We start from the raw sequence: 11456 nt of genomic DNA on the forward strand, positions 1-11456 counted from the left end.
GAGGCACCGCGGTGCCTCCCCCTTCTCGCGTACCCGGAGACCGATGTCCCTCAACACCGGTCCCTCAACGCCGGTCCCTCAACGCCGGTCCCTCAGTGCCGGTCGCTCACCGGCGCGGAGCGCCCGTGCCCGGAGTCGCGGGTGAGGTGTTCGAGCAGGGGCTGCGTCCGGTACGCCACCGGCGTCGTCAGCGCCAGCGTGGTCGTGGTGTGCGCGACGCCCTCGATCGCATGGATTCGTTCGAGCTGCAGGAGCAGATCCTCCTGCGACTGCGCCGCCATCCGGATCAGCAGGTCCTCCCGGCCCGTCGTCGCGTGCACCTCGAGCACCTCGGGGAACCGCTCGAGCTCCGCGATGACGTGACCCATCCGGGCCTGCACCAGTTCTGCGCCGATGAACGCCTGCAGCGGCAGGCCGAGCTTCGGCAGATCCACCACCGGCCGGTATCCCGTCACGGCGCCGGACTCCTCGAGCTTCCGGATCCGCGACTGGACGGTGTTGCGCGCGACGCCGAGCTTCGCTGCCAGATCGACGATGCCGGCCCGCGGGTTGTGGGTGAGCTCGGCGAGAAGAGCCGCGTCGAGCCGATCGAAACTGAGCACGGTGACACCCTTTCCTTTGTGATGCGCATCACATTTGAGCATTGTGAATAGCTGGTGCGGAAGATATTGACACGAATTGTGACAGTGCCATGATTGCTGCACTGAATTGCTCACGCAATCCCGCTCTGCGGCACCACAATGCGTCGCCTGCGAGTGTCACGCCCCCGGTCGCCCACGAGGTCCGGCGGGCCCACAATCCCATCCCGAGGAGCACACCATGCCCGGAGTCGGCATCTGGCGCACCAAATCCGTCGAACAGTCGATCGCGGACACCGACGAACCCTGTTCGCGGCTGCGAAGAGAGCTGACCGCCAAAGACCTGACCGTGTTCGGCGTCGCCGTGGTGATCGGCGCCGGCATCTTCACCCTCACCGCACGCACCGCGGGCAACGTCGCCGGCCCGTCGATCTCGCTGGCATTCGTGCTCGCCGCGATCACGTGTGGTCTCGCTGCCCTGTGTTACGCCGAATTCGCGTCGACCGTCCCCGTCGCCGGCAGCGCCTACACCTTCTCGTACGCCACCTTCGGTGAGTTCGTCGCCTGGATCATCGGCTGGGACCTGATCCTCGAGTTCGCGCTCGCCTCCGCCGTCGTCGCCAAGGGCTGGTCGCTGTACCTCGGTGGCATGCTCGGCGGCAGCGGGCACACCACGATGCATCTCGGGCCGCTTGCGGTCGACTGGGGGGCGCTGCTCATCGTCGGCGCGATCACGGTCGTGCTCGTCGTCGGCACCAAGGTGTCCTCGCGGGTGTCGGCCGTCGTCACCGCCATCAAGGTTGCGGTCGTCCTGCTGGTCATCGTGGTCGGCGTCTTCTACATCGACAAGAGCAACTACTCGCCCTACATCCCGCCGGCCGAGGGGGCGCAGAGCACCGCGAGCGGCGTGCACCAGTCGCTGTTCTCGGCGCTCACCGGAGCCGACGGCAGCAGCTACGGATGGTACGGCCTGCTCGCCGCCGCGAGCCTGGTGTTCTTCGCATTCATCGGATTCGACGTGGTCGCCACCACCGCGGAGGAGACGAAGAACCCGCAGAAGGCGCTGCCGCGCGGCATCTTCGCCTCGCTCGCCATCGTCACGGTCCTCTACGTGGGCGTCACGCTGGTGCTGACCGGCATGGTGAAGTACACCGACCTGCGGACGGGCAGCGCGCTCGTCGGCGACGGCAGCGCCACGCTGGCCACCGCGTTCGAGGCACACGGCATCACGTGGGCGCAGATGGCGATCAACGTCGGCGGCCTCGCCGGCCTCACCACGGTCGTGATGGTGATGATGCTCGGCCAGACCCGCGTGCTGTTCGCGATGTCCCGGGACGGGCTGATGCCGCGGCAGCTGGCCACGACGGGCCGTAAGGGCACCCCGGTACGCATCACCCTGCTGGTCGGCGGCATCGTCGCCGTCCTCGCCGCGGTGTTCCCGATGGGTGTGCTCGAGGAGATGGTCAACATCGGCACGCTGTTCGCCTTCGTGCTGGTGTGCATCGGCGTGATGGTGCTCCGCCGGACCCGCCCCGACCTGCCGCGCGGGTTCCGGGTGCCGCTCGTGCCGCTGGTGCCGATCCTCGCGGTCCTCGCGTGCGGCTGGCTGATGCTCAACCTGTCCGTCGAGACGTGGATGCGGTTCGTGGCCTGGATGGCCCTGGGCGTGGTGATCTACTTCGTCTACGGTCGGCGCAAGTCGGTGCTCGGGCAGCGGCTGCGGGCCGAGGCGGCCGAGCGGGCGGAGACGCCGCAGGTCGTCCGCGAGCCCGAGCCGGTCTAGCGCGGCGATCGGCCGCGGCCCCGGAGCGACCGCTCCGGGGCCGCGGCCGTGCGACGGCGTGCGATCGGCACCGGCGGGCGCACCGGGATCGCCGGTCCGGGCCGGTTCCCGTCACGCGCTGTCGTCTCGGACGCCGCCGGAGGAGGCGCGTGCCGCGGTCGGGCACTGGGCGAGGATCGCGGCGCCCATCCAGCGTCGGAGATAGCGCCGCAGCTCGTCGTCGCTCCGCGGGGGGTTGCCGGGGGAGACGAAGAACGACTGCATCGTGCGCAGCACGTATTCGACGAGTTCGTGGAGTGCCGCGTCGTCGTACCCGTAGCGCTCCCAGTCGACGTCGAAACGCTTGATCATCGTCATCCCGAACTCGCGTGCCTCTTCGGAGGTGAGGCCGTCGGGATGGACGTTCGAGTACGTGCCCGTGAGCAGGATGCCCAGATGCGGCGTCCGGCGTACCTCGGCCAGGGTGTAGACCACGCCTTCGGTCATCGCGTCGACGGGATCCTCGATGCCGCGGATGTGCCGGGTCAGTCGAGCGAGGAATCCGTCGACCGATGCGATCGCCGCGGCCCGCATCAGTGCATCCGCGCTGGGGAAGTAGCGGTACACCGTCTGGCGGATGACGCCCAGCGACTCCGCGACATCGGCGATGCTGATGACGGAACCCGTACGCCCGATCAGATCGACTGCAGCGGAGACGATCCGGCGGGACGCTTCGTCGTCGTTCTCCGGTGGGCTGCCGCCCCACCCGCGTCTCCGTGCCACTGCTCCGCTTCCTCGGATCGCACCGCATCCGGAACGACGGGCCCTCCGCATGGTGGGGCCTGTCGGCCGTCCGCTCGAACGACCGACGGTAGCACGGGGTGGCCCGCCGCCCGCGGGGCCGTCCGCCAATTCGATAACACGTTCTCATCATACGTGTGGGTCGATCTATGTATGATCACGGCACCGCGGCGCGGGGCCTCGGCGGGGCCCCGGCCCAGCCCATTTCCGGACGACGAGGGGTAGCGCGTGACCGATCTGCAGATCCGAAAGATGAACTTCGCGTTCGAGGACTACGACGTGCCCTTCCTGTGGAACGACGCGAATCCGGCCTTCTCGAGCATGGCCAACGCGGTCTCGTTCCTGGCGATCGGCTTCGAGAAGATGATCGTGAAGATGATTCTCCAGACCAAGCCGCTGATCACCGACCCCGAGGTCGCCGCGGAGGCGGACGCGTTCATGCGTCAGGAGGGGCAGCACTCGACCGCGCACCGCCAACACGTCAAGGCCCTGATCAAGCGGTACCCGGGGCTCCGGGAGACTCTCGACGACGTCATCGGAGAGTTCGACCGGCTCACCGCGGAGACCTCGCTGAACTACCGGCTCGCCTACACCGCGGATCTCGAAGCGACCTTCACTCCGGTGTTCAAGCTGATGCTCGACAACGAGGCGGCCCTGTTCCGGCCCGGAGACGACCGGGTGGCGTCGCTGTTCATCTGGCACTTCGTCGAGGAGGTCGAACATCGGAGTTCGGCGCTCGTCGTCTTCGACTCCGTCGTCGGCTCCGACATCTACCGGATGCGCGTGGCCCCCTCGGTCTTCCGTCATGTGCTGAAGGTCATCCGGCTGGCCTGCGAGGGCTTCAACGAGCATGTTCCCTTGGCGGACCGGAGGATCGACGCTCTGTCGATGTTCGCGTCCTACCGGCGCAAGCAGCGCCTGCGCACGTGGTTGCCGCTGCTGCACGCGGAGGACCACGGCCCCCTGCCGCGCGCGTTCGACGATCTGCCGCTCGGTGAGCAACTCGTCGCCCTGGCGGGAGTCGTCCGGAGCCAGTTGCCGAAGCACAACCCGGCCCACGAGAAGCTGCCGGCACTCGCGGACGTGTGGTTCCGGCGCTACGAGGACGGCTACGACGTCACGCGCTGGTACACCGCCGACGCGGGCGCATCGTAGGGGGGCCGGAGCGATGACCGACCTGTGTTCACCCACCTTCGCCGAACTCGCCACGTCCCTGGGCTTCTCGTGCGAGGAGGCCGGTGGCCTCGTCGAGGTCCGCAACCCGTCGGCCCTGGAGAACTGGACCCTTCCGGTTCTCGAGGTCACCGTCGTGTTCGGTGCCGTGCTCGCGCTCGTGCTCGCCGTCGTGCGCTTGCGTCGCCACGGCGATCCCACCAACCTGGTGCTCTGGTTCGGCGCCACCGCCTACCTGTTCCTCATCGAGCCACCGCTGTACTTCCCCGCCGCATTCGGCATCGAGGAGCACGTGGACACGATGTTCGCCCACAACGTGTTCACGGTGGAGTTCCTGTGGGGCCGGCTCCCGCTGTACATCGTCGCGATCTACCCGCTGATGGCCACGCTGGCCTTCGAGATCGTCAGAATGCTGGGCGTTTTCCGGCGCTACGGGGTTCTCGTCGGTGCGGTCTGCGTGGGCTTCGTTCACCACGCGTTCTACGAGATCTTCGACCACCTCGGACCGCAGTTGCGATGGTGGCACTGGTCGGTGACGAATCCGGTCAACCAGCCCATGTTCGATGCGGTCCCGCTCCCGAGTGTGGTGGTGTTCGCCGCGCTCTGGCCGATGTCGCTCGCGTTGTGCGTGCAGTTCTTCGTCGGTCGCCACGTCGACCGCGGCCGGCACTTCTCCGGTCTCGAGCTGGTGTGGCGCACGGTCGTGATCGGCCTGCTGGCGTCGCTGGGCACGTTCGTCCTCCCGCTCCCGGCGACGGTCCTGGGCATGGGAAGCACGACGGTCCGGGGAGTGCTGTACGCGGTGGAACTGGTCGTCGTCACACTCGTCGCGAGCGTGGTGCTCGTGCGCCGATGGGTGCGGCTGCGGCGGGGCGAGCCGGACGTTCCTCCCTACACGAACCGCTTCGTCCAGGCCTACAGCGTGGTGTACCTGTGCGTCATGGCGTTCCTCTGGGCGACCGCATTGCCCGACTTCCTCCGTGCCGTCGACGGCGTGACGAGCACCGGAGATCCGGTGGGAAACCTGTGGTACACGCTGGCGTGTTTCGTCGTCGCACTGCTGTGCGTCGCCGCCACGTTCACCGCACACCGCCGAGGGGGTGAACCGGGCGACAGATCGCCCGCGCACGAGCGGGACGCGGCGCACGCCGGATAGCAGATTCGGCGCACGCCGAGCGCGGCCGGCGGCGGGGAGGTCGCGCTCTCCGGCCGACGAGGCCGCAGACACGAGTCCACCCGCCTTGCGGAATCGCAAGGCGGGTGGACTCGTGACGAACTACGTGCGGAACCGGCTCAGCAGTCGTAGTACAGCTGGAACTCGTAGGGGTGCGGCCGCAGGTTGACCGGAGCGATCTCCTGCTCCCGCTTGATCGAGATCCAGGTCTCGATCAGGTCGCTGGTGAACACGCCGCCCTCGGTCAGGTACTCGTGGTCGCGCTCGAGGTTGTCGATGACCGATTCGAGGCTGGTGGGAGCCTGCGGGATGTTCTTGGCCTCCTCCGGCGGGAGCTCGTAGAGGTCCTTGTCGACCGGGGCCATCGGCTCGATCTTGTTCTTGATGCCGTCGAGACCCGCGAGCATCTGCGCGGCGAACGAGAGGTACGGGTTGCCCGAGGAGTCCGGGGCGCGGAACTCGAGGCGCTTGGCCTTCGGGTTGTTGCCGGTGATCGGGATGCGCACGGCGGCGGAGCGGTTGCGCTGGCTGTAGACCAGGTTGATCGGAGCCTCGTAGCCCGGCACCAGACGGTGGTACGAGTTGATCGTCGGGTTGGTGAACGCGAGCAGCGACGGCGCGTGGTGCAGGATGCCGCCGATGTACCAGCGCGCCAGGTCGGACAGGCCCGCGTAGCCGGACTCGTCGTGGAAGAGCGGCTTGCCTTCCTTCCACAGCGACTGGTGCACGTGCATGCCCGAACCGTTGTCACCGAACAGCGGCTTCGGCATGAAGGTCACGGACTTGCCGTGCTTCCAGGCGGTGTTCTTGACGATGTACTTGAACAGCTGCAGATCGTCGGCCGCACCGAGCAGCGTGTTGAACTTGTAGTTGATCTCGGCCTGACCGGCGGTGCCGACCTCGTGGTGGCCGCGCTCGAGTTCGAAGCCGGCGTTCTGCAGGTTGGTGGAGATCTCGTCGCGCAGGTCCACGTAGTGGTCGTACGGTGCGACGGGGAAGTAGCCGCCCTTCGGGCGGACCTTGTAGCCGAGGTTGGGGCTGCCGTCGGCGTTGAGCTCGACGCCGGTGTTCCACGAACCGGAGACCGAGTCGATCTCGTAGAACGCGCCGTTCATCTGCGAGTCGTAGCGGATCGAGTCGAAGATGTAGAACTCGGCCTCGGCACCGAAGAACGCGGTGTCGGCGATGCCGGTGCTGACGAGGTACTCCTCGGCCTTGCGGGCGACATTGCGCGGGTCCCGGCTGTAGGACTCGCGAGTGAACGGGTCGTGGACGAAGAAGTTGATGTTCAGCGTCTTGGCGGCCCGGAAGGGATCGATGCGCGCGGTGGTGACGTCGGGCAGCAGCATCATGTCCGACTCGTGGATGGACTGGAAGCCGCGAACGGACGAGCCGTCGAACGCCAAGCCGTCCTCGAACACGTCCTTGGTGAACGCGCTCGCGGGAATCGAGAAGTGCTGCTGAACGCCGGGGAGGTCGCTGAATCGGATATCGACGTACTCGACGTTTTCGTCCTCGATGTACTTGATGACCTCTTCGGCCGAGGTGAACGCCACGCTTGTGCTCCTTCAGTCAATGCGCGCCATGGGGATGGGGCGTCTGCGTCGGATACAGACCGTATTGAGCTGGTGTTGCCCGACCATCAATCCCATGTTTCACCGATGTTACAGCTCGTCTTCCGGTGTCGTGAGGACTACTTTTGTGGTAGAAGTCACCGGCGTGCACGTGGGGTCGGGCCGGTCCGCTCGTTGCACCCTATCCTGGACAGCATGGCACGTATGACCGGCAGCTGGCTCTCCGGACCCGCTGCGGCGATCCCCAAGGGGCAGGAAAAGGCCCAGGACTACCGCGGGCAGTTGCTCGGCCTGCCCCAGGAGGGGCCGGGCGCGCTCGCGGGCACCGGCCGGCGGGCGAGCGCTCTGGCGATCGACTGGTTCACCTCCGTCGGTATCGCCACCGCGATCGTCGGCGAACGTCCCTTCGAGAACCCTCAGCTGTCCACCTACACCCTGCTGGTGTGGTTCGTGGTGGGGGTGCTCACGGTGACGTTGTTCTCGTTCACCCCGGGGCAGTATCTGGTCGGCCTCCAGGTCGCCCGGGTCGACGCGCCCGCACGAGTGGGGCCGGTTCGCGCCCTGGCGCGGCAGCTGCTGCTCGTGTTCATCGCGCCGGCGATCGTCACCGACGTCGACGGCCGCGGCCTGCAGGACCGGGCGACCGGCACGGCCCTCGTACGGTCCCGCTGACGCACCCGCCCCCGAAACGCGGAACGGGAGCCTGCACCGGGTCGATCCGGGTGCAGGCTCCCGTCGTCGGAGCGGGGCTCAGCGGCGGCGCATGGTGCGCTGGACGCTGCGCATCTTCGCGCCGGCCGGCATCGGACCCTTCGGGAGCGCGGCGCCGGTCTTCTTGGTGCTCAGGGCGGCCAGCCGGCCCTCGATCGCGTCCATCCGCTTGGTGTCGATGTTGCGCGGCAGCTTGGACAGGTGCTTCTGCAGCTGCGACAGCGGGACCTGGCCCTCGTCGTTGCCGACCACGACGTCGTAGATCGGGGTGTCGCCGACGAGGCGCGCCACCCGCTTCTTCTCCTGTGCGAGAAGCGCTTTCACGCGCTGCGGCGATCCCTCGGCCACCAGGATCACGCCCGGGCGGCCGATGACGCGGTGCACGGCGTCGAGCTGCGCGGTGCCGGCCACCGCGTGCGTGACGCGCCAGGAGCCCTGCAGGTTGTCCAGCGCCCACGCCGCCGCGCCGGCCTGGCCCTCGGCCTTGCCGTAGACCGTTTTCTGCACCCGGCGACCGAAGATGACGAACGCGAGCAGCACCCCCACGAGCAGGCCGACCGGCAGGAGGAACCACTCGATACCGAAGATCAGCCCGATCAGGAAGAACACCAGGGTGGAGACGACGATCGCGCCGATCATCCACGGCAGCAGCAGCTTGTCTTCCTTGCGCTGCAGCTGGAACGCCTGCCAGAGCTGGGTTCGCCGCTCCTTCGACGCCTGCTTGCGCGCGGCCTTCGCCGCGGCCTTCGCTTCCTTGTCGGGTTTGCTGCCTTTCGCCATGCACCCAGGATACTTTCCCCGCGGTGACCCCTTCACCACCGCGGGTCCGGTACGGCTACGGCGTGAGGCGAGCGAGCACGGAGCTGGCTTCCTGGGCCGCTGTGCCCCCCTCGGCCAGGTGCGCCTGGGCGGCGGGCAATTCGCGACCGTGGTGTGCCATGGCCTGCGCGTACAGGCGGCCCGCGCGGTACGAGGACCGGACCAGCGGCCCGGCCATCACGCCCGCGAAGCCGATCTCCTCGGCGGTCTCCGAGTGCGCGACGAACTCCTCGGGCTTGACCCACCGCTCGACGGGATGGTGCCGCGGCGACGGACGCAGGTACTGGGTGATGGTGACGATGTCGCAGCCGGCGGCGTGCAGGTCGTGCAGCGCCTCGGTGACCTCCTCCGGTGTCTCACCCATGCCGAGGATCAGGTTGGACTTGGTCACCAGGCCGAACTCGCGGGCCGCGGTGATCACGTCCAGCGACCGCTGGTAGCGGAACGCCGGGCGGATGCGCTTGAAGATCCGGGGGACGGTCTCGACGTTGTGCGCGAGGACCTCGGGACGCGACTCGAAGACCTCGGTGAGCAGTTCGGGCTTGCCGTTGAAGTCGGGGATGAGGTTCTCGACGCCGGTGCCCGGGTTGAGCTCGTGGATCTGCCGCACGGTCTCGGCGTACAGCCACGCGCCGCCGTCGGGCAGATCGTCGCGGGCGACACCGGTGATCGTTGAGTACCGCAGACCCATCGCCTGCACCGACTCGGCGACGCGGCGCGGCTCGTCGCGGTCGAGCTCGGCGGGCTTACCGGTGTCGATCTGGCAGAAATCGCATCGACGGGTGCACTGCTCGCCGCCGATGAGGAACGTCGCCTCCCGGTCCTCCCAGCATTCGTAGATGTTGGGACAACCGGCTTCCTCGCAGACCGTGTGCAGGCCCTCGCGCCGCACCAGTCCCTTCAGCTCGGTGTACTCCGGGCCCATCTTCGCCCGGGTCTTGATCCAGTTCGGCTTGCGTTCGATCGGCGTCTGCGCGTTTCGGGTCTCGATCCGCAGCAGTTTGCGTCCTTCTGGGGCCACAGTCACGGGCTCGATCCTACGCCCGCCGGTACCGGCCGGACCCACCCTGGGGGCGCGGCCGTGGCGGGCGGCGATCAGCCGTACCGCACCGTGGTGAACTCCGGCCGCGGGGTCTGCGGCGGCTCGGCACCGACGGCCTGTTCGAACGTCACCCGCTCGATGTCGTGGTCCGTCACCGGCAGGCGGCCGTCGAGAGCGTCGATCACCGCCGCCGTCACCGCCGGCATCACCTCGGCGACGGTGACGTCTCGTCCGAGCTCACCCGTGAGCGAGGTGACACCCGCGTCGCGGATGCCGCACGGGACGATCGAGTCGAACGCGTCGAGGGTGGCGTCGCAGTTGAGGGAGAACCCGTGCATCGTCACCCCGCGCTGCACCCGCACCCCGATGGCGGCGATCTTGCGCTCGGGCAGCCAGTGCCCGTCGCGCAGCTCGGCCGGCAGCCACACGCCCGAGCGACCGTCCACGCGGCCGCACGTGAGCCCGAGGTCGGTGCAGACCTCGATCAGGGCCTGCTCGAGACGCCGCACGTAGCCGACGACGTCGATGGGTTCGCCGAGCCGGATGATCGGGTAGCCCACCAGCTGGCCGGGACCGTGCCAGGTGATCTTGCCCCCGCGGTCGACGTCGATCACCGGGGTGCCGTCGGTGGGGCGATCCTCGGGGGCGGTGCGCTTACCGGCGGTGTACACGGGCGGATGCTCGAGCAACAGCAGGGTGTCGACGCCGCGGCCCTCGGCCCGGTCGGCGGCGATCTCCCGTTGCCGCTCCCACGCCTCGAGGTAACCGATCAGCCCCAGGTGCGCCACCGCGACGGGTTCGGAATCGAAACGGGCGGAGGAGGATGCGCTGCTCATAGTCCACGACCCTACGCCGTCGGCGAGCCCTCGCGAAGAGGTGACTTCAGGACGCGAGCGCGTTTCCCAGGGCGGCACCGATCGTCGGGTACCGGAACTCGAAGCCCGTCGACTCGAGCACCGCCGGCAGGGCACGCTGCCCGGTGAGCACCAGTGCGCGCGCCATTTCCCCGGCGACCGCGGCGACCACGAAACCGGGGGTCGTCCACGGCGCGGGCCGGTGCACCGAGTGCGCCAGCGCCTCGGTGAACCGGGCATTCGTCACGGGGGCCGGCCCGGTGACATCGACCGGTCCGGCGATGTCGCCGCGACCGAGGACGAAGCCCACCGCCGCCACCGCATCCTCGAGCGCCACCCACGACATGTACTGCCGGCCGTCGCCGAGCCGGGAACCGAGCCCGAGCCGGAACAGCGGCTCGAGCCGGCGCAGGATGCCCCCGTGCGGCGCGAGCACGATCCCGGTGCGGAGAACGATCGTGCGGACCCCGGCCTCACGCGCCGGCGCCGTCGCGGCCTCCCAGTCGCGGCACAGGTCGGCCACGAACCCCTGCCCGGCAGGGCTGCGTTCGTCCACCACCGTCTCGCCGGTGTCCCCGTAGAAGCCGACGGCGCCCGCGTTGACCAGCGTCGGCACCCCGGCGGCCGCGACGGCGGCGGCGAGGACGTCGGTGGGGACGATCCGGCTGTCGCGCAGTTCCTGCTTCACCGCGCCCGACCAGCGCCGCGCACCCACGCTCGACCCGCACAGGTTCACCACGGCGTCGACGCGGTCGAGCGCCGCGGGATCGACCCGCCCCGTCCGCGGGTCCCAGGACCATTCGTCCGGCGCCCCCGGCGGACGCCGCACCAGGCGGCGCACCTCGTGGCCGTGCGCCCGCAGCCACGCGACCGAGGCAGTTCCGATCAGCCCCGACGAGCCGGCCACGAGGATGCGCATGCCGGAGATTCTCCCGCATCTGCGGGGATCGGGACGCGGAAGCGGGGGC

General features: G+C 68.8%; 11 protein-coding genes. 4 read left to right on the forward strand and 7 right to left on the reverse strand.

Going from position 1 to position 11456, the window contains the following annotated elements:
* Positions 1-92: 92 nt before the first annotated feature.
* The gene (locus AIIKEEIJ_RS11685; protein WP_161995712.1) at positions 93-602 is read right to left on the reverse strand and encodes an Lrp/AsnC ligand binding domain-containing protein; all 510 of its coding nucleotides are present in this window, start codon (positions 600-602) and stop codon (positions 93-95) included.
* 217 nt (positions 603-819) lie between these two features.
* Between AIIKEEIJ_RS11685 and AIIKEEIJ_RS11690 the strand changes: the two genes are divergently transcribed.
* Entirely contained in the window at positions 820-2361 is a 1542-nt protein-coding gene (locus tag AIIKEEIJ_RS11690; protein WP_006947747.1) for an amino acid permease, read from the forward strand.
* Positions 2362-2472: 111 nt separating this feature from the next.
* Here AIIKEEIJ_RS11690 and AIIKEEIJ_RS11695 read toward each other — a convergent pair whose 3' ends face one another.
* Complete coding sequence (locus tag AIIKEEIJ_RS11695; protein WP_006947757.1) at positions 2473-3123, reverse strand: TetR/AcrR family transcriptional regulator; 651 nt, start codon at positions 3121-3123, stop codon at positions 2473-2475.
* Between the two features lie 246 nt (positions 3124-3369).
* On the opposite strand from AIIKEEIJ_RS11695, the gene AIIKEEIJ_RS11700 reads away from it, so the two are divergent.
* Positions 3370-4296: a metal-dependent hydrolase gene (locus tag AIIKEEIJ_RS11700; protein ID WP_161995713.1), complete on the forward strand. Its 927-nt coding sequence runs from the start codon at positions 3370-3372 to the stop codon at positions 4294-4296.
* A 13-nt stretch (positions 4297-4309) separates the two neighbouring features.
* A complete protein-coding gene (locus AIIKEEIJ_RS11705) occupies positions 4310-5470 on the forward strand; it encodes a hypothetical protein (protein ID WP_029544255.1) in 1161 nt (386 codons plus the stop codon).
* 137 nt (positions 5471-5607) lie between these two features.
* Here AIIKEEIJ_RS11705 and glnA read toward each other — a convergent pair whose 3' ends face one another.
* Positions 5608-7044 (reverse strand): type I glutamate--ammonia ligase, encoded by a 1437-nt coding sequence (gene glnA, locus AIIKEEIJ_RS11710; RefSeq protein ID WP_006947761.1) that lies wholly within the window; start codon positions 7042-7044, stop codon positions 5608-5610.
* Between the two features lie 213 nt (positions 7045-7257).
* Between glnA and AIIKEEIJ_RS11715 the strand changes: the two genes are divergently transcribed.
* Positions 7258-7734, forward strand: a complete 477-nt coding sequence (locus tag AIIKEEIJ_RS11715) for an RDD family protein (RefSeq protein WP_029544252.1) — start codon at positions 7258-7260, stop codon at positions 7732-7734.
* A 78-nt stretch (positions 7735-7812) separates the two neighbouring features.
* On the opposite strand, the gene AIIKEEIJ_RS11720 is transcribed toward AIIKEEIJ_RS11715, so the two are convergent.
* The 4 genes from AIIKEEIJ_RS11720 to AIIKEEIJ_RS11735 form a co-directional block, all read right to left on the reverse strand.
* Positions 7813-8553, reverse strand: coding sequence for a DUF4191 domain-containing protein (locus AIIKEEIJ_RS11720; protein WP_029544250.1), 741 nt, complete (start codon positions 8551-8553; stop codon positions 7813-7815).
* 55 nt (positions 8554-8608) lie between these two features.
* Entirely contained in the window at positions 8609-9619 is a 1011-nt protein-coding gene (gene lipA / locus AIIKEEIJ_RS11725; RefSeq protein ID WP_006947766.1) for a lipoyl synthase, read from the reverse strand.
* A 68-nt stretch (positions 9620-9687) separates the two neighbouring features.
* Positions 9688-10470, reverse strand: coding sequence for a lipoyl(octanoyl) transferase LipB (gene lipB / locus AIIKEEIJ_RS11730; protein WP_006947767.1), 783 nt, complete (start codon positions 10468-10470; stop codon positions 9688-9690).
* 46 nt (positions 10471-10516) lie between these two features.
* Entirely contained in the window at positions 10517-11407 is an 891-nt protein-coding gene (locus AIIKEEIJ_RS11735; protein ID WP_161995714.1) for a TIGR01777 family oxidoreductase, read from the reverse strand.
* Positions 11408-11456 lie beyond the last annotated feature (49 nt).

It is taken from the genome of Rhodococcus sp. YH1, from assembly GCF_009939605.1.
Classification (GTDB): domain Bacteria; phylum Actinomycetota; class Actinomycetes; order Mycobacteriales; family Mycobacteriaceae; genus Rhodococcus; species Rhodococcus aetherivorans.